Here is a 20,418-nt window from a genome sequence, read left to right as displayed (position 1 = left end):
ATATATAGAAACACACACAAAAAAAGGGTGCGTCACAGACTTATGACACACCCTCTTTTATACGTTTCGAACATTGATTAATGTTCTAGATATAATCCGTTATTCATTATAAGCTTTTTTCATTGCTTCCACTACTGTAGGGAGTGTCCACTGAGGAACAGTTCTGTCTTTTTCGCTGAAGATGCTCATCCAGTAGAAGGTCGCTACGCCGTAAGCCTTTGCCTGTTTCACGATGTCGGCAGCCTGGTCGGCAGCAGCCTGAATCTCGCTGGCAGAACTATTTTTGCTGACACTCTTGCTTCCGTGTGTACCGTATTCACCGATGATGCAAGGAATGCCCTTGCTGATGAACTTATTGTTCAGGCGGGTGAACATATTCTTGATTTCATTGCTGCAGGAAGCATCCCACTTGCCTTTCTGGGCAAACCAATCCCATGGAGCATAGGTGTGAACTTCTACTGCGATATGGCCATCCACCTTGTCGTTAGGGATGGCGAGGTTGTTCAATACGTCGTCACCATTAGCTGCAGCATAGGTATTGATGATGAGGTTGCGGGTCTCGTTGTTGCCACCGGTAGCACGCACAGCATTCACAAAACTCTGGGCATAACCGTTCAAACCTTTGTAGCTGCTAGCATTCTTTGGCGCATTCCAGGTGTTGTCAGCATCTAGCATCTCGTTGTAGCCTTCGAACACCAGGTGATGGTCGTAGTTCTTGAATCGAGTAGCAATCTGAGTCCAGAGATATTCAAACTTCTCTTTGTTCTCCTTATAGTTGGCTTCATCGGCTTTGATCCAGTGCTTTACGTTCTCATCGTCTGCACCTGTGTCATGGTGAATATTGAGGATGCAGTACATACCATTATCGATGACATAATCTACGATTTCCTGTATTCTGTTCATCCAAGCCTCATCTACCGTTCCGTCAGCCTTCATGTGCTGGAACCAGGTTACAGGGATGCGTACAGAATTAAAGCCGTTCTGCTTTAAGAAATCTACCATCGGTTTGGTCGTCGGCTCCTGTCCCCAAGCTTTCTCGAAATCAGTAACCGAGTTGCTGCTCATGTTCATCCACATGGCAACCGCATCTGTGCAGTTGCCGAAATTGGTGCCGATGCCCATGTTTTTCACAGCATTTACAGCACTTTCCTCTACATAGTTTGCGTTCAGGTTTACCTGGTCGCGGGTAATCACGTTCTTGCTGTTCATAGCTGCTTTCCACCAGTCGTCGGATGGCATGTTGCTTCCATACCAAGGCATGAAGAAGCTCCATTTTGCACCGGCATTCCATGCCTCATCGATGCCAGCTGTAGCTGTGTTGCTGTTGGCTTCAGTTCCGCACTCAGCCAGAGCGATGAGTTTACTAGGATAGCGTGCCTGAATCTCCTTGAACTCCTGAGCTTGCTTGGTTGCATCATAGCCATAGAGATCGCGACCGATGATATCTACATACTTGTCGCCAGGATACCAGTCGGCATCATTGTTATAGGTATTGGCATCACCATTGTAGTTCTGTGTGGTCCAAGCCCAAATCAAGTTGTGGATTCCCTTGTTCTGGAAGTAATCAAACATGGTCTGCCAAAGCTTCTTGTAGGTTTCGGCACCATCATATCCCCACCAGAACCAGGATTTACCCCAGCTGGCACCAGATTTCAGACAGGCATTGCCGGCAGCCTCATGGAATGGTCGCCATACGGCAACAACGCCTGCATCCTGCAACTTCTGCAGAACTTCCACCACCTTGTCCATCTCCTGATAGAACCATTTGTTCTCCCAAGAGCCAGCAGTAAATACGTTGGCTGCTTTGAAGGATGTTTCTGATGGTGTGCAGGTCACACCGCTACCATCCGTTCCTGGAACTGTGCTTTCTGTCTTAGGCACGTTGAAGTGCCACATCAATGATACCAGTCCGCCCTGGTCTGCCCAGTTGGTGACAGGAGTGATATCGTTATAGTTGATCCATCCGTTGGAACCCTGCTTAGGAACATAGATATGGATGAAATCATAGCAGTTCATGGCAGGATACTTGCCTGTTGCCTTATAGATCTTGTCTGCTTCCTGGGTGTTCCAGTTAACGTTGGCGATGACCGAAGAGATGGTCTTGCTGCCATAATTCAGCTGCAGATATTTGTAGAGACGCTTGGTCTTTTCTGTAGCAGCTGGGTCGGCGAGAGTAACATCCTCCACTTCACTTTCGTGATAAATGGAGAAGACGATATTGTTAATCTTGTTGATGTCATAAGTTTCTTTTGCTCCGGTATCTTTCCCATTCAGATAGATTTCCAGTTGGTTGTTGGCATTATGCTTCATTCTGCTGACTGTATTTCCTTTGCCGGTCAGATTCCATTCTGTTTGTTTTCCTTCAGAATTGTTGATGGTAATCTTGAAACAGTCAGTTTGTGCCAGGGCTGTGAATGAAATCATTACTGCCAGTAGTGAGAGTAATATCTTTTTCATTGTCTTGCTACTTTTATGGATTTGTTATTTATTATAATAAGGTATACACCATGAGTCAACTCATCCAGCGGAATGATAGTTTTGCCATCAGCTGTGATAGGGGAGAGTTTGATGTTCTTTCCGTCCAGTGCGAAGGCGCTCACTTTGTTATTGGTACCGTCTACGATGATGCGGTCACCTTCGAAGGCAAACTTGTTGTTGGTTTCTACCTGCTTGATGCCTGTCGTTGTACCATAAGTGAAGGTGGAAACCTTCCATAGTTCGTAACTTGCGGTAGTGGCAGTGGAAGTCACGGTCATCTTGTCATTTCCGAAGGTTACTTCCGGTAGAGTGCTCAGCGCAAACTCAATCTTGTTTCCATCGTTGAATGATACGAACAGCGACTTGCCGTCGGCAGTTTTGGCTGAGATGCAGCTCAGAGCTACCAGTAAGGATAATGCTATTTTCTTCATATTGGGTTTTGTTATGGTTAAAATCAAAAATAGGGTGCCGTTGATGTAACTGCGCTGCAAAAATACGAATTATATTTAGATAAATTGCATCAAATTCTAAAAAAAATGGCATGTAGAAAGAATAGTATTGATAATGAGCAAGATAATATTACTTCTTTTCGGCATTTTCTTGTAACTTTGCAACCGTGAATGGTAAATTAGTTCATGTAATAGAATAAACAATTAGATTTTTAAATTTTTAAACCTATAAAATATATAAAGCTTATGAAAAAGTTATTTACTTTAGTGTGTGGATTGGCAATGGCGCTTTGCGCTAACGCTGCTGAGCAGATTTCAACAGCCTTCGGTTCTTGGGGTGATGGATGTACTGTAGAGGGTAATACGCTGACCTTTACCGAAGCATGGAAGGGTGCTGGAGTCGGTTTTGTTACTGGTGATGGTGAGACAGAACCAAAGAAGTGTACAGACTTCTCTGACTATGATTATCTTTGGGTAACATTCAGTGAGTCTACCTGTGATTTTAAGTTGTGTACTCAATATACTACAGGTTATAATAATGATGTTACAGTAGAGGCTATTGCAGGTACCTTAGTTTTGGGCGTTAAGTTGAATGAGGAGTATAGTGATCAGTTTGCACAATATTATCTTCAGGCTAAGAATACTGGTAAACTTGTTGTTACTGGAGCGTATGTAGGTACTGAAGAGGAGTACAAGGCTGTATTGGCAGGTAACAAACCTCAGAAGTCAGATTTGAATCTCGGTGATTTGGGAAGTGGTTGGGGTAACTCTACTTATGATGCTGCCTCAAAGACAGTAACTATTGTTGATGACTGGTCTGGTAAGGGTTGGTATTTTGGAACGGCTGATTACAGTAACTTTGATAAAGTAGTTGTCAGCTTCGCTGCTCCTACTGCTACTAATGGTAAGTTGGTTGTTGAGTATAATGGTGGTGCTGCTGCTAGCGAGGCTGAATTCGCAGAAGGTGCTACATCTGTAGAGTTACCTCTTGATGCTGCTGCCAAGAGCTCTGTAAAGCAGGTCTATCTTCAGGGTCCTGCTGGTGCTCAGTTTGTTTTGGCAAGTGCTTACGTTTGTGTAAAGGATTATGTAGCAACAGGTATCTCTCAAGCTGTTGCTGTTCCTGCAGCTAAGTCTTCAAAGGTGTTCAATCTCGCAGGTCAGCAGGTTGGCAAGTCTTACAAGGGAGTTGTTATCAAGAATGGTAAGAAGTACGTTCAGTAATCTCTGCGGTAAAGACGTGATTGTTATGTTTTGCGTTTAAACGCAATAATAGAATACAAATAAGTATTAGGGGTGATAAGTTCATTTAGGGTGGATTTATCACCTTTTTTTTATCAAAAGCAAATAAATGTTAGTAATCGGCAAAATAATATCATATAGTATTGAATAATAGTATTAACTTTGCAACCGAAATGAAATACAAAAACAATCAGCTAAATGATAATACATTTTGATTTCGACGAATAAACAATATGATAATGACAACGATTTCAATTAACAACAATAATAATAATTTATGAAAAGAATAGTTTTTGCTTTCTTGGCGCTTGTTATGAGCTGCCAGCTTTTCGCCCAGAATAAGTTGACGGGTACCATCCTGGATGGTAGCATGAACAATGAACCTCTGATTGGTGCAAGCATTATCGTGGAAGGCACTGGTACTGGAGGTGTTTCCGACATGGATGGTAATTTCAGTATTACTCTGCCTAAGGGTAAGACACGTATCAAGGTGTCTAGTGTGGGTATGAAGACCCAGGTCATCAATGTGGCTGGTAAGTCGCATATAACCATTACGATGCAGGAAGATTTCAAGGTGATGGATGAAGTCGTAGTCGTAGGTTATGGTACGATGAAGAAGAGCGACTTGAGCGGTGCCTTGAGTTCCCTGAAGGGTGAAGACCTGATGAAGGGTGGTGCGCTCGATCTGGCTCATGGTATGCAGGGTAAGGTGGCCGGTGTGCAGATTAACCAGAGCGATGGTGCTCCTGGTGGTGGTATGAGTATCGTGGTACGTGGTGCCAATTCATTCTCCACCTCTTCTCAACCTCTTTATATTGTAGATGGTATCCCATTCGATACCGGTTCAACTCCAAGCAATGGTGCTACTCAGAATGAGCAGGGCAGTAACCCTTTGAGCATGATCAACCCTCATGATATCGAGAATATCGAAATCCTGAAAGATGCCTCAGCTACAGCTATTTATGGTTCTCGTGGTGCTAACGGTGTCGTTATCATCACTACCAAACGTGGTAAGGCCGGTAAGCCAAAGGTGGAGTTCTCTGGCAACTGGGGCTTCTCTCATATCTCTAAGAAGATTGATATGCTGGATCCTGTTACTTATGCCCGTTATCGGAACGAGCAGGTTATCAGCGACCAGTATTATCTGGGTTCTAATAAAACAAACTTGGCATATCCTGGTACATGGGGCTATCAGTATTATAATGATGGTCACATTAATTATAATACAGGTAAGTATACCGGTAAGCCTGAGGATTATGCTCATCCAGGCTGGTACTATGATGAGTATGGCAACTCTACCCAGATTGATGTAGCTGATTGGCAGGATGAGATTTTTCAGACTGCTTTCCAGCATGATTACAACCTCAGCGTGAGCGGTGGTGATGACAAGGGTTACTATTCATTCTCTGGCAACTATGCCAAGCAGGACGGTACCATCAAGAATTCAGGCTACGAGCGTTATGCACTTCGTGCCAACATCGCACGCCATATCTACAGTTGGTTGAAAATCGGTACTAACCAGAGCTTCACCAACAGTACTACTAATTTTGCCAACACATTGAGTTACAATACCGGTGTTGTACGTTCTGCGTTGCTGTTCCCTCCAACCTACGGTCCTAACACGGATACAACCCAGATGGATGATCTCAACTGGTTGGCTGCGAATCCTACAGCTTATGTAAACAGCGCCAAGGATGAGTTGCATAGCATCAACTATTTCAGCAGTTCCTTCGTTGAAATCAAGCTGTTCCCATTTCTGAAGTTCCGCCAGAACCTGGGTCTCTCTTATAATGATTCTCATCGTGGAAGCTATTACGACCGTCATACCCAGGAGGGTAAGGCTCCTACCAATGGTAAGGCTAGTCGTGCTGCTAATATCTGGAAGAGTCTGACTGCTGAGTCGCTCCTCACATTCGACTATACATTGGCTAAGGTTCATAAGTTTAACGCTGTGGCTGGTTTCACGGTAGAGAATGCGTCTTGGGACAACACCTCTATCCTGGCATCCAACTTCCCTGATGACTTGACAAAGGATAATGACTTGAGCCGTGCACTCGACAAGGCTACTCTCGCCAGCGACAAGGGTAATCAGCGCCTTGCTTCTTTCCTGGGTCGTATCAATTACACCTTGATGGATAAGTATCTGTTCACTGCCAGTGTACGTTCTGATGGTTCTTCTAAGTTTACTGACAAGAACAAGTGGGCTACCTTCCTTTCAGGTGCCTTCGCTTGGCGTGCATCTGAGGAGAAGTTCATCAAGGATTTGAACATCTTCTCTAACCTGAAGTTCCGTCTCTCTTATGGTGAGACTGGTAACCAGGGTATCGGTTCTTATCGTACCTTGCCTCAGCTCGGTGTTGCCAACTATCCATTCAACGGCAGCATTCAGAGTGGTTCGGCTATGGTTTCATGGCGCGGTCCTGTAGATTCAGATATCAAGTGGGAGACCACTGCTCAGTATAACCTCGGTGTTGACTTCGGATTGTTTAACAACCGCCTGACCTTCACTGCCGACTATTATTACAAGAAGACCCGCGACTTGCTGCAGGAGGTGAAGATTCCTTCTTCTACAGGTTTCTCTAACAAGTTGACCAACTCGGGTAATGTAACCAACAAGGGTCTTGAGTTGACATTGGGCATCACTCCTGTTGACAGCCACGGCTGGCATTGGAACATCAATGCGAACCTGGCATTCAACAAGAATGAGATTGGCGGCTTGAATGGTGACCAGTATGCCAACACCTTGTGGGATGGTGCAGATAACGTGTTTATACAGCGCAATGGTTGCCCTATCGGTGCCATCTATGGCTATGTAGAGGATGGATTCTATAACAATGAAGCAGCCGTACGTGCCGATCCGCAGTATACCTTTGCAAGTGCAGCAACCGTGAAGTCGAAGATTGGTGAAATCCGTTACCTTGACCTCAATCATGATGGCAAGATTACCGAGGCAGACCGTACCATCATCGGTGATACCAACCCAGACTATACATGGGGCTTGACCAACAACCTGACATGGAAGGATCTGTCTCTCAGCTTCATGCTTCAGGGTTCTCATGGTAACGATATCTTCAATGGTAACTTGCAGGATATAAAGTTGGGTAACATCGGTAATATTACTGTGGATGCCTATAATACCCGTTGGACAGCCGACAACTACGAAAATGCCAAGTGGCCTAAGGCTTCTTCTGGCTACGAGCGTAATTTCCTGGTAAGTAACCGCTATGTAGAGGATGGCAGCTATATCAAGTTGAAGAACATCAGCTTGACCTACAACTGGAATCATCCTTTCAAGAGCGTAGGCTTGGAGCGCTTGCAGTTTAGCTTCACTGCCACCAACGTATTCACTATCACAGACTACAGTTGGTATGACCCAGATGTAAATGCATTCGGTAGCGACTCTTCTCGTCGTGGTGTGGATATCTACTCTTATCCATCAGCCCGTACATTCACATTTGGTATCAATGCAACTTTCTAAAGATACACATATTTTAAATATAGAATTATGAAAAGATTAAATAAATATATACTGTCGGCCATGTTGCTGGGTTGCGGTGCTATGGTTACCACTTCCTGTAATGATTATCTGACAGAGAAGCCTGAAAGTATGGTTGGTCCTGACAATGTCGGTGACTCAAAAGAGGCTGTTGATACTTGGGTGACAGGTGTTTATAGCAACTGGCTTTACGATATGTTCGTTTGGGGTGATTTCCCTAAGGTGTTGGAACTTGATGCTGACTATATTTCCGGTCCAGACTGGCTGTTTGGTACTCTGGGTGCTGGTAACTTCCAGGCTGAGTCTGCATTGGACAAGATGTGGAAGGGGCCTTACAATCTGATTAATGATGCCAATATCGCTGTGCGCTATATCTCAGCCATGAGCAATGTGAGCGAGGATTACAAGAACAATGCCATCGGCGAGTGCTACTTCCAGGAAGCTTTTGCTTACTTCATGCTGGTTAGAGCTTACGGACCTATTCCATATATGGCTACCGACGTGAGTGCCAGTGGTGAGTTCATGCACAGCCGCCGTCCGGTGAAGGAGATTTACGGTCACATCATCGATTTGCTGACCAAGGCTTCTGATTTGATGTACCATCGTGATAACAACAAGTATCAGGAGGGTCATGTCAATGCCGGTTCTGCTGCAGGTTTGTTGGCTAAGGTATATGCTACCATGGCTTCTGCTGCCATGCCGGTAGGCACTGAGGTGAATGTACGTACCGGAGAGCCTTTCCGCACGGTAACAGTGAATGGCAAGGAATACAAGCTCTATCGTACTCCAGCCACCGAGACATTCAGAAAGACTCAGGTAGACGGATATCAGGATATGGATCCGCATGAGCTTTACACCGAGGCTGCTAAATGGGCTAAGAAGGTGATTGACGGCGAGTTTGGGCCATACGAGTTGAATGCATACAACAATCTGTGGTCTCGTAACCATCGCACAGATTCAGAGATGATGTGGGGCGTACGTTCTGCCATTTCTTCAGCTTCTGACAACTATCGTACCAATGTTCACACCACCTACTCGGGTTATAAGGAGAGTGCAGGTAGCGAGTTCCTCACTTCTGGTGGATGGGTAGGCTGTACCAATGCATGGTATCAGCTTTTCGATGACCAGGACTTGCGTATTGTGAAGGGTGTACGTCACACCTGGAGATATTATTATCAGGAAGAGTATAACGGATGTTTCTATTATCCACAGTCCTGGTGTGAGAAGATTACCGGTTATGATGTTTACGGCAACTATGTACGTGAACCGGATGCTGAGTACAAGAATACAGGCATGACATACCATTACAACCAGGGCAGCGAGTGTCTGGCATTCACCACCAAGTATGATGACTGTGAGAATGATGCCTTGGAGTATCCAGACAGTTACTGGCCATTCCTGCGCTATGCCGATGTACTCCTGATTTATGCTGAGGCAGAAACCGAGTTGGGCAACCTGGAAGAGGCGATGAAGTATCTCAATGTAGTTCGCAAGCGCTCGAATGCCACATTGATGAGTGCCGTATCTACCCAGACCGGTATGCGAAGCAGCATCCTGGAAGAGCGTGCCAAGGAGTTTGCCTGCGAGGGCGACCGCCGTTGGGACCTGATTCGATGGGGTATCTATCTTCAGGCAATGAATGCTATCGGTGGTCGTGATGAGGCAAATATCAACAAGGCTCGTACAGAGCGCAATCTGCTTTATCCAATCCCAGCAGATGAAATCAATGTTAATGATAGCATCTCATCCAACAACCCAGGTTGGAATTAATGTGTAATTCTTTTAAAAGAAGATAATTATGAAGATTAATATCAAAAATATCAGTCTATCTGCGATGGCAATCATCGCTTTTGCATCATGCAGTGATGTGGTAGATTACTCTGTGCCAGATAGAACCTCCAACAGTGGAGCGCCTGCTATCAGCCAGATTTATGATGTGCAGGATACTGGTTATGTGGCACCGCTCAATGGCGGTGTGCTCAACCAGATGATTCACATCAAGGGACAGAACCTGGCTAATGCCAAGAAGATTCGCTTCAACGACGTTGATGTAGATGTCCGTCAGGTTTATGCAACAACCGATGAGGCGTGGGTCAAGATTCCACGTGTCATTCCTGGTGTGCAGAACGATATCCTCCTCTATGAGACAGATAAGGGAACAACGGAAATTAATTTCCCGGTTTCTATTCCTAGCGTAGAGATTGAAGGATTGAAGAACGAGTTTGCTCTACAGGGCAACCAGGTTCAGATCACTTCCGATTATATGGATCTCTATGGATTCAATGATACCACAGAGACAAGTCCTGCAAAGGTATATATCGAGAATGTGGATGCCGGATACAGAAAGGAAATCCATTGTGATTCCTGCTCAGAGAAATTCACCAGCATCGTGATTCCTGAGGATTGCCCAGACAATTCACTGATTCATTTCTCATGGCATGAGATCAGTGGTGACAAGACAGTAACGCTTCCTTATCGCATGACAGACCAGCTTATGTTTGGTGATTTCAACGGCGACCTCGGCTGGTGGAACGATTGGGGCAAGGGACTTGTCACTGATGGTACCAAGAGTGGCGACCCAGAGTCGCTCGGTTTCGGTTTCCTCCGTGTCAAGGGTACCTATGATGCATGGTCATGGAACAGTACTGGTTTCGGTTGCAACTGGAAATGGTTTGATGCCTCGGCTCACCCAGAGAACTATGTGCTGAAGTTTGAGGTGGCTACCAATTCTTCTAATCCATTCAACAACTATGGTGACAATGGTGCCAGCGGCAGCAAGAATGGTGGATACAACTTCACCCTGCAGGCTGGTGGCGAAGGAAGATGCCAGTTTGATCCAGTATCTATGGGTATCAACAATACCTATGGTAAATGGGTAACTGTATCTATTCCTCTTACAGATGTCTTGAAGGGTGGCAGCCTGCCTACAGAGGCAGACCAGTTTGTTGCATTGGAATTCGTGATGCAGCCTAATACGGCTGATGCCTGGAATGTGGACCATTGCTTCGGTCAGTTCCGTATTGAACCAAAGAAATATTAAAGACTTTTAGATTATGAAGAAGATATTATTTTTATGTGCAGCGATGTTGGCTATGACCTTTGCTGCATGTTCTGACAACGACACCGATTACTTGCCTGCTCGTCATTTCGACGATGCGACGGCACCATCGGTGGTGTCAGTTTCGCCAGAAGATGGAGCTTCTGAACTCGATACCTTCGTCAATGTGGTTGTCACATACGATGAGCCTGTATACGCAGCTCCTAACACGACGATTAAAGTATATACCGATGACTCCACCTTTTATTATGTGGATGATACCCTTTCTTATACTGAGGGTAATCAGCTAATTATTCCTTTGCATGCAAAGGCTGCCACGAATTATAAGATTCAGATCATGAAGCCTTCGGTGCGTGACAGTTCGTATAATTTCGCTTCTGAGTATACATTCAGTCTCTCTACCCGTGCTTACAACAACTGGGATGCAGAACTGTTTGACATTACTCCTGACTTGTGTAACGCCAATGCTACAGAGGCAACCAAGAAGCTCTATGCTTACCTGGTGGAGAATTTCGGAAAGAAGACCCTTGCCGGTGCGATGGCTAATGTAAACTGGAATACGGAGAATGCAGAGAAGATGTATGAACTCACAGGCAAGTATCCTGCACTCAACTGTTTCGACTTCGTTCACTTCAACAACAGTAAGCCATTGAGCAGTTCTAGTTGGATAGACTATACCAACACAAGCGTAGTAGAGGACTGGTATAACAACAATGGTATCGTAGAATGCATGTGGCACTGGAATGTTCCTGCATCTGAGGATAAGATTAACGACGTTTCTTCTTATTCGTTCTATGCAGAGAAGACCTCTTTCACCTGTAGACGAGCTGTAAGAAATGGTACTTGGGAGAATAATCGCGTAAAGCGCGACTTGAATGTCATTGCCGATTATCTCCTGGCTCTTCAGGCAAAGGGTATCCCTGTTATCTGGCGTCCTCTTCATGAGGCTCGTGGTAACTATGGTAAGTGGGGTGATTCCGGCAAACCTTGGTTCTGGTGGGGATCTAATGGTCCTGTTCAGTTCAAGAAACTCTGGAAACTGATGTATGATACCTTCAAGGAGAAGGGCGTGAATAACTTGATTTGGGTCTGGACTTCTGAAGGTTACTATCAGGATGAGAATGACAAGACTATCACCAATGATATGGACTGGTATCCAGGAGATGAGTATGTAGATATCATCGCACGTGATTACTACTGCAATAGCCAGAAGACTCCTTATCATTCATCTTTTGCTCAGGAGTATGAGGAACTTCGCAAGATTACCAATGGTAAGAAGCTGATTACACTGGGTGAGTGTGATGCCATTCCTTCTATTGAGAATATGTTCACCGATGGAGCGATGTGGAGCTGGACTATGCCTTGGTATGGTAAGGATGCCGATGGCATTGATTACTTCAACAGTTCATACAATACATCAACTTTCATGAAGAATTTCTTCAATAACAAGAATGTGATTACCCGTGATCAGGTTCCAAGTTTCAAATAATAGTTTGAACGAATCAATCATGAATTATATAATTAAGGTGGCAAATCCCATTAAAAAGGGATTGCCACCTTTTTTAGTGTATATTTTTAGGTAATTTAATGATATAATAATGCTTTTTTTTATGCTTTGAAAAGAAAGTGTAATCATTTAGCAAAATAGTACAAGGGTTATAGAAAGAATTGTGTTAACTTTGCAACCGTAAAACAGAATGTTTAACTAACAAGATTACCAACGAAAATATGAATCATCGTATAGCAAATGTTTTTAGGTTAATAATTATAGGTGTTCTGATGAGTGTGCTGGGGATTTCAAGCCTCAGCGCACAAATCAGAGGAAATAACATCGTTGTAACGGTAACTCCTGACCATCAGGACTGGAATTACCGGGTAGGCGAGAAGGCTAACTTCACGGTGAATGTGAGAAAGAGCGGTACGCTACTCAATCAGGTGAAGGTTGATTACGAAGCCGGACCGACGATGTTTCCGGAGGTGAAGAAAAGTACCACTCTCAAGGACGGAACCATGAAATGGTGCGGCAGTCTGAACAGACCGGGCTTCTACCGCTTCAAGGTTATCGCTCATGTTGATGGCAAGGATTACGAGGGACTTTGCACGGCAGGTTTCTCTCCAGAGAAGATTCAGCCTTTCGCACAGGAACCTAAGGATTTCGATGCTTTCTGGAAGAAGGCACTGGATGAGGCAAGACAGAATGACCTCAATCCTACCAAGGTGCTTCTGCCTGAACGTTGTACAAAGGATAAGAATGTATATGAAATCAGTTATAACAACAACCGATGGGGCTCTAAGATGTATGGCATCCTGAGTGTTCCGGTAAAAGAAGGCAAGTATCCGGCTTTGCTCCGTGTGCCTGGTGCGGGTGTACGCCCTTATGCCGGCGATACTTATACGGCTCCTGCTGAATGCATCGTACTGGAAATCGGTATTCACGGTGTTCCTGTTACCATGCAGCAGAAGATTTATGATGATCTTGCCAATGGCGAGCTGAATGGTTACTGGGATACCAATCTCGAGAATCCTTATCGCAATGCTTACCGTCGCGTAGTGACAGGTGCTGTTCGTGGTGTGGATTATATCGCTTCGCTCCCTGAGTGGAACGGGAAGACTATCGGTGTAACGGGTTCATCACAGGGCGGATTCCTTTCCATCGCTGTGGCAGCTCTCGACAAGCGAGTCACATTCCTGGCTCCTGTTCATGATGCTATGTGTGATTATGAAGCTGAAATTCACGGAGTTGCAGGTGGCTGGCCTCACTACTTCTATAAGGAAGACAAGGCGCAGGGGGCTGCATGGAAAGAGCAGAAACTTACGGATTTGGAAAAGGCAAGACTCGAAGGTGCACGCTATTATGATGGCGTCAACTTCGCCCGTCGTATCACTGTTCCTGGCTGGTACAGTTTCGGTTATAATGATGAGGTGGTTCCACCTACTTCTTCTTATGGATTATATAATAGTGTGAAGGCGCCAAAGACCCTGAGTCTGTATCAGATGACCGGTCATTACTGGTATCAGGAGCAGTGGGATGAGTGGCAGGCTTGGATTATTCATCAATTAAAGAAATAGATATATGATAGGAAAAAGAATTTTGATTGGTGCTGCTTGCCTCATGGCGATGCAAGGAGCAATGGCACAGGTTGATGGCGTTACGGGCGCATCAGTCCAGACAGCTAATACTTCCTGCTGCAAGGGTAAAAAGCAATGTTGCAATACTCCGGCAGAGCAACTGAAGGTCAGACTGCAGAAATTACTGAACAAGGGAATCATGCTCGGACATCAGGATGATCCGATGTATGGTACCACTTGGAAATGGGATGAAGGAAAGAGCGATGTGCTCCTCACTACAGGTGATTATCCTGCTGTGATGGGCTTCGATCTTGGAAAAATAGAGTTGGACAGCAAGGAAAACCTCGATGGCGTGTCTTTCGATCGTATGCGAAAGGAAATCATTGCCCAAAATGAGAGAGGAGGCATCGTTACATTGAGCTGGCATCCTTGGAATCCGGTTACTGGTGAGAATGCCTGGGATCCGAAAGGTGATGCCGTAGCTGCTGTCCTGGATGGAGGCGCCCAGCAACAGAAGTTCGATGGATGGCTCAAGAAGGTTTCCGATTTCATCCTTTCTTTGAAGACAAACGATGGTAAACTGGTTCCTGTCATCTTCCGACCATGGCATGAAATGAATGGCGGATGGTTCTGGTGGGGCGTAAACAGTTGCACACCTGTACAATACAACCAACTATACGTAAAAACCCTAGATATGCTTACTAAAGCAGGGTGCAACAATATCGTTTGGGCTTGGTCACCTAATCTCGGCAGCGAGAAGACTGTTGAAAAATTCCTGGAGCGATTCCCAGGCGAGAAGTACGTGGATATGGTGGGTGTTGATATCTATGAGTTTGATAACAACGATGCCAACTATCAGCAGAACCTTGCAGCAACGCTCGATGTGCTGATGGAAGCAGCCAAGAAGGTGGGCAAGATTCCTGCCCTCACCGAAACGGGTTGCCGGGGTATCGCCAGCAAGAAGGACTGGTTTACGCAAACCCTTTGGCCTGTACTTCAGAAGTATCAGTTGAGTTATGTTCTCTTCTGGCGTAATGCCTGGGATAAACCTCAGGAAGAGGCTTACCTCCCTGGTGTCGGCGATGGTGATATCGTCAAGGACTTCAAGGCATTCAAGAAGGAAAAGAAAGTCCTCTTCGCCAAAGACATTGTAAAGGTAAAAAAGTAAAAAGGTAAAAAAGATATATTATGACAACATTTCAAGACAAAGTGAAAGCACTTCGCGCTCATCATGAGGAATTGCTGAGCCGTAAGAATGAACCCGTAGAGTGGGGAAATGGTATCTACGAAAAGTATAAGAACCCAATCCTCACCGCAGAACATACTCCATTGGAGTGGCGTTACGACTTCGATGAGAAGAGCAACCCTTATCTCATGCAGCGTATCATGATGAACGCTACCCTCAATTCCGGTGCCATCAAGTGGAATGGTAAGTATCTCCTCGTTGTTCGTGTAGAGGGTGCTGACCGCAAGAGTTTCTTTGCCGTAGCAGAGAGTCCTAATGGTGTTGACAACTTCCGGTTCTGGGATGAGCCTATCACCATGCCGGAGGATGTTGTTCCTGCTACCAACATCTATGATATGCGACTCACAGCTCATGAGGATGGCTACATCTATGGTGTGTTCTGTGCTGAGCGTCATGATGATGACCAGCCAGGCGACCTCAGTGCTGCTACTGCTACAGCAGCCATCGCCCGTACCAAGGACCTGGTAAACTGGGAGCGTCTTCCTGATTTGAAGACCAAGAGCCAGCAGCGCAATGTGGTTCTCCATCCGGAATTCGTTGATGGCAAGTATGCTTTCTATACCCGTCCACAGGATGGTTTCATCGATACAGGTTCTGGTGGTGGTATCGGTTGGGCTCTTGTTGATGACATCACTCATGCCGAAATCAAGGAAGAGAAGATCATCAATGCCCGTCACTATCACACCATCCAGGAGGTGAAGAACGGTGAGGGTCCTCATCCTATCAAGACTGATAAGGGCTGGTTGCATCTGGCTCACGGTGTTCGTGGCTGTGCCAGCGGTCTCCGCTATGTGCTCTATATGTACATGACTTCTCTTGAGGATCCTACAAAGGTGATTGCAGAACCAGGTGGATATCTCCTCGTACCGGAAGGTCCTGAGTATATCGGTGATGTGATGAACGTAGTCTTCGCCAACGGCTGGATTGCAGATGAGGATGGCAAGGTATTTATCTACTATGCTTCTTCTGATACCCGTATGCATGTGGCAACTTCTACCATCGACCGATTGGTAGACTACTGCATGAACACACCAAAGGATGATTATCGCACTCAGTTCTCTGTAGAGAAGATCAAGGCTTTGGTAGCAAAAAATAAACAGACTTTAAGTAAATAGTTTCAGGTATTAAGATTGTAGGGATTCGTACTCTTCATCCGTATTATTGAATATGGATAAGGGGCGAATCCCTTTTTTAGTAAGTGAAGAGTGAAGAACGAAGAATGAAGAATTCAATAGTTTTTGCTAATCATAAAGTTTAAAGTTCAAAATTCAAAGTTCAAAGTAAAAACAATGGCTCGTTTAAAAGAAAAAATAGCTTATGCATTGGGTGATGCCGCTGCTGGTGGTATTGTATGGAAGGTGATGTCTATCGCTTTTCCTCTGTTTTTTACAAATGTCTTCGGACTCTCGTTTGCGGATGCGGCAGTACTGATGCTCGTAGCCCGCATGTTCGATGTGGTTACCGACCCGCTGATGGGTACTCTTGCCGACCGTACCCAGAGCCGTTTCGGTACCTACCGTCCTTGGCTCATCTATGGTGCCATTCCTTTCGGATTGATATTCGCCCTCTTGCTCTATACACCAGACTTCGGTCCTGTGGGCAAGCGAATCTATGCTTACGCCCTCTATCTGCTGATGATGGCGGTATATACCATGGTGAATGTGCCTTACGGCTCATTGCTCGGTGTGATGACCGAGGATGATGATGAGAAGAACCAGTTCTCTTCTTTCCGTATGGTGGGTGCTTATGCCATGGGATTCGTCACCCTGCTCTCTTTCCCTTATCTCCAGAAGATGGTAGGTGGTTCTGCCGCTCATCAGTATGCTGTCATTGGTGCCGTGCTCGGTATTATTGCTGCTGTGATGACATTGGCTTGCGGACTTCTTACCAAGGAACGTCTGAAGCCGAAGCGCGCTGAGAAGTTCTCATTCCATCAGTTTGCCGACCTCGTTCACAACAAGGCTTGGCTCTATATGACAGCCATCGCTGTGTGCACCAACTTCTTCAATGGATTCCGCTATGCCGTTGCTGGCTATATGTTCGATTACTGTCTGCATGGCAATGTAACCATCGAGGGACTGATTATCAACTATACCGTTTTCATGGCGTTTGGTGAAGTAACCTGTATGATTTTCGGTGGTGTATCTCCTTGGTTCACCCGTCTGGTAGGCAGCAAGCGCATGGCATTCTTCTGGGCTGCAGCACTCTGTCTGGTTCTCTCGGTTGTCTTCTTCTTCATCCCGATGGATCCGTCGTATATCTGGGTGATGATAGTTATCGTTATCCTTACCTCTATGGGTATCGGTATCTATTCGCCATTGATGTGGTCTATGTATGCCGATGTAGCCGACTATCATACCGAGCATTTCGGAACATCAGCTACAGGTCTTATCTTCTCTTCCGGTACGATGAGCCAGAAGTTTGGTACCGCCATTTCCGGTTCTCTCATTGCCCTCTTCCTGGGCTGGGCAGGTGCCAACATGATAACAGATAAGATGGGTAATACGATGATCGATCCAGCCAGTGTCACCGACTCTGTGCTTACGATGGTATGGTCGTTGTTCTCTCTCTTCCCAGCCGTCATCGCCTTCCTGCTGATGGTGCTGTCTTGGAAGTTCCCTATCCGCAAATAACTGTTTTAACATAACTAATAATCACTATTAAGAAAGGAAACATGGAAAATCTTAAAGAAACGATGCGGGATGTTCTGGAGAACAATATCCTCAGCTATTGGCTAACGAAAGTGAAAGATGAAGAAAACGGTGGCTTTTATGGACGTGTAGACGGCAACGACCAGGTGCATCCTGAAGCCGAGAAGGGAGCGGTGATGAATGCCCGAATCCTCTGGGCGTTTTCTGCTGCCTATCGTGTCTTGAAGAAGCCGGAGTATCTTGAGGCTGCCACCCGTGCCAAGGATTATGTGCGCGATTATTTCCTCGACAGGGAATATGGCGGCATCTACTGGAGTGTTGACTGTCAGGGTAATCCGCTCGATACCAAGAAGCAGACTTACGCCATCGGCTTTGCCATCTATGGTTTCTCGGAGTATGCCCGTGCAACAGGCGACAAGGAGGCGTTGGATATCGCCATCTCCCTGTATCATGACATAGAGAAGCATGCCTTTGATGCCGAGAACAACGGATATATCGAGGCATTGACCCGTGAGTGGAATCCGATTGCAGACATGCGTCTCTCTGATAAGGATGAAAATGGTTCCCGTACGATGAATACCCATCTGCATATCATCGAGCCATATACCAATCTTTATCGTGTATGGAAGACTCCGGAACTGGAGAAGAGCATCCGCAATCTGCTCGACATCTTCACCGATAAGCTTCTGAACACAGAGACTTATCATCTCGACCTCTTCTTCAATGACGAGTGGGAGGGCAAGCGCAATATTGAGAGTTACGGTCATGATATCGAAGCTTCCTGGCTGCTCCACGAAACCGCGCTTGTTCTGGGCGATAAGGTATTGCTGCATAAGATAGAGCGCATCATCCGTCGTATAGCCGATGCAGCAGATGAAGGCTTGCGTCCGGATGGCAGTATGGTTTACGAGCATTGGAAAGATGGAGATAAGTATGATCTCCAGCGCCAGTGGTGGGTGCAGTGCGAGAACATCATCGGACATATCGATCTCTATCAGTATTTCCGTACCGAAGAGAATCTTCTGGTTGCCATCTCCTGCTGGAACTATGTTGCCAAGCATCTGCTGGATAGTAAGAACGGTGAGTGGCACTGGGCTATACTGGAAGATGGTACGGTGAACAAGGAGGATGATAAGGCAGGTTTCTGGAAATGTCCTTACCATAACTCCCGTATGTGTCTCGAACTCATCGAACGTGACTATTAACATACAGATTCCCTGCAAGGCAGGAATAGAATACAAAAATCCAAGCAAATCATATATTTGCTTGGATTTTTTTGTTTATCCCGATTTTTTATTGTACTTTTGCAGCCAATGCGGCGCCAGCCCCATTATTCATTATTAAATTGTAAATTATTCGTATTAATAAATGTATATAGCAATAGCAGGAAATATCGGTAGTGGAAAGACAACACTCACCAAGATGCTTTCTAAACATTATGGATGGAAACAGTACTTGGAGCCCGTGGCTGAAAACCCCTATATCGATGACTATTACAAGGATATCTCGCGATGGGCACTCAATATGGAGGTATTCTATCTGAAGCAGAGATTCAAGAATCTGTTAGAGATCCAGCACAGTACAGAGACGGTCATCCAGGACCGCACCATCTTTGAAGGTGTCTATGTCTTTGCAGCCAACAACCGGAAGATGGGCAACATGGACCAGCGCGACTACGAGACTTATATGGAGCTTTTCGAGTCGATGATGGAAGTGGTAGAGATGCCTGAACTGATGATTTATCTCCGTTCTTCAGTTCCTCACCTCGTGAAGAATATCCAGAAGCGCGGCCGTGATTATGAGCAGAAGATGCCTCTGGATTATCTGGAAGGTATCAACAAGCTTTACGAAGATTTCATCATGAACAAGTATAAGGGCAAGGTGCTTATCGTAGAAGTTGATAATCTCGATTTCGAGCACAATCCCAAGCAGTTTGGTGAAATCATAGATAAGATAGATGCCAAGCTCTTCGGGCTGTTCTCTTAAAGGTAAAAAAGTAAAAAGGTAAAAAAATGCATATAGCAATAGCAGGAAATATAGGTAGCGGCAAGACAACATTAACCAAGATGCTTGCCAAGAGATATGGCTGGAAAGCTAATTTCGAGCCGGTTGATAATAATCCATATCTGGCTGATTATTACAAGGATATGGAGCGTTGGTCGTTTAATCTTCAGATTTACTTCCTGAACAAGCGATTCCATGATGTTGTGGAGATTTCACGTTCAGAGCAGACCATCGTACAGGATAGAACCATCTTTGAGGATGCGCGTATCTTTGCGCCTAATCTTCACGATATCGGTATGATGAGCGACAGGGATTTCAAGAACTATACCGATCTCTTTGATCTGATGATCAGTCTGGTAAAACTCCCAGACCTGATGATATATATCAAGAGCAGCATTCCTACGCTCGTGAAGCATATCGAGAAGCGTGGCCGCGATTTCGAGAAGAGCATCCGCATCGATTACCTCCAGGGTTTGAACAAGCGTTATGAGGATTGGATCAAGGATTATAAAGGTCGCCTCATCATCATTGATGGTGATAATCTGGAGTTCGGAGAGAATCCTGAAGACTTCCGAAAGGTTACCGACCTGATAGATGCCGAGCTCTTCGGCCTGTTTGCTGAAAAGGAGGTTTAAAAGTAAAAAATTGAACTTTCGCAAGTAAGCCCCACACGCCCTGTTTTACTCTAATTGAGCAAGCTTTGAGCGTATTTTTTAACGTTAATT

Annotated in this window: 14 protein-coding genes; 12 read left to right on the top strand and 2 right to left on the bottom strand. The window is 45.4% G+C overall.

The features are described from left to right. Positions 1–99 precede the first annotated feature (99 nt). Together KSW37_RS12820 and KSW37_RS12815 are read right to left on the bottom strand one after the other, a co-directional pair. Positions 100–2,457 (bottom strand): cellulase family glycosylhydrolase, encoded by a 2,358-nt coding sequence (locus tag KSW37_RS12820; RefSeq protein ID WP_217314766.1) that lies wholly within the window; start codon positions 2,455–2,457, stop codon positions 100–102. After that, positions 2,454–2,909, bottom strand: coding sequence for a T9SS C-terminal target domain-containing protein (locus KSW37_RS12815; RefSeq protein WP_217314765.1), 456 nt, complete (start codon positions 2,907–2,909; stop codon positions 2,454–2,456). The genes KSW37_RS12820 and KSW37_RS12815 overlap by 4 nt, the downstream gene beginning before the upstream one ends. 264 nt (positions 2,910–3,173) lie before the next feature. Between KSW37_RS12815 and KSW37_RS12810 the strand changes: the two genes are divergently transcribed. The 12 genes from KSW37_RS12810 (at position 3,174) to KSW37_RS12755 (ending at position 20,328) form a co-directional block, all read left to right on the top strand. Further along, the gene (locus tag KSW37_RS12810; protein ID WP_153104235.1) at positions 3,174–4,151 is read left to right on the top strand and encodes a hypothetical protein; all 978 of its coding nucleotides are present in this window, start codon (positions 3,174–3,176) and stop codon (positions 4,149–4,151) included. Positions 4,152–4,446: 295 nt separating this feature from the next. Then, a complete protein-coding gene (locus KSW37_RS12805; protein ID WP_153104377.1) occupies positions 4,447–7,647 on the top strand; it encodes a SusC/RagA family TonB-linked outer membrane protein in 3,201 nt (1,066 codons plus the stop codon). A gap of 27 nt (positions 7,648–7,674) precedes the next feature. Further along, a complete protein-coding gene (locus tag KSW37_RS12800) occupies positions 7,675–9,435 on the top strand; it encodes a RagB/SusD family nutrient uptake outer membrane protein (protein WP_254368652.1) in 1,761 nt (586 codons plus the stop codon). A 28-nt stretch (positions 9,436–9,463) separates the two neighbouring features. After that, complete coding sequence (locus KSW37_RS12795) at positions 9,464–10,705, top strand: glycan-binding surface protein (protein ID WP_217314764.1); 1,242 nt, start codon at positions 9,464–9,466, stop codon at positions 10,703–10,705. 13 nt (positions 10,706–10,718) lie between these two features. After that, the gene (locus KSW37_RS12790) at positions 10,719–12,212 is read left to right on the top strand and encodes a glycosyl hydrolase (protein ID WP_153104238.1); all 1,494 of its coding nucleotides are present in this window, start codon (positions 10,719–10,721) and stop codon (positions 12,210–12,212) included. Positions 12,213–12,502: 290 nt separating this feature from the next. Continuing rightward, complete coding sequence (locus KSW37_RS12785; RefSeq protein WP_254368653.1) at positions 12,503–13,792, top strand: acetylxylan esterase; 1,290 nt, start codon at positions 12,503–12,505, stop codon at positions 13,790–13,792. Between the two features lie 4 nt (positions 13,793–13,796). Further along, a complete protein-coding gene (locus tag KSW37_RS12780) occupies positions 13,797–14,960 on the top strand; it encodes a glycoside hydrolase family 26 protein (protein WP_254368651.1) in 1,164 nt (387 codons plus the stop codon). 20 nt (positions 14,961–14,980) lie between these two features. After that, positions 14,981–16,153 (top strand): glycoside hydrolase family 130 protein, encoded by a 1,173-nt coding sequence (locus KSW37_RS12775; protein WP_117692690.1) that lies wholly within the window; start codon positions 14,981–14,983, stop codon positions 16,151–16,153. Positions 16,154–16,327: 174 nt separating this feature from the next. Then, on the top strand, positions 16,328–17,671 hold the full coding sequence (locus tag KSW37_RS12770; RefSeq protein ID WP_153093840.1) for an MFS transporter: 1,344 nt from the start codon (positions 16,328–16,330) through the stop codon (positions 17,669–17,671). 41 nt (positions 17,672–17,712) lie between these two features. After that, the gene (locus KSW37_RS12765) at positions 17,713–18,894 is read left to right on the top strand and encodes an AGE family epimerase/isomerase (protein ID WP_217314762.1); all 1,182 of its coding nucleotides are present in this window, start codon (positions 17,713–17,715) and stop codon (positions 18,892–18,894) included. Between the two features lie 163 nt (positions 18,895–19,057). Then, the gene (locus tag KSW37_RS12760; RefSeq protein ID WP_217314761.1) at positions 19,058–19,675 is read left to right on the top strand and encodes a deoxynucleoside kinase; all 618 of its coding nucleotides are present in this window, start codon (positions 19,058–19,060) and stop codon (positions 19,673–19,675) included. 26 nt (positions 19,676–19,701) lie between these two features. Beyond that, positions 19,702–20,328: a deoxynucleoside kinase gene (locus KSW37_RS12755; RefSeq protein WP_117587062.1), complete on the top strand. Its 627-nt coding sequence runs from the start codon at positions 19,702–19,704 to the stop codon at positions 20,326–20,328. Positions 20,329–20,418: the final 90 nt, after the last annotated feature.

Source organism: Segatella copri (assembly GCF_019127135.1).
Taxonomy (GTDB): Bacteria; Bacteroidota; Bacteroidia; order Bacteroidales; family Bacteroidaceae; genus Prevotella.
This window is presented reverse-complemented; position numbering and strand designations above follow the sequence as displayed.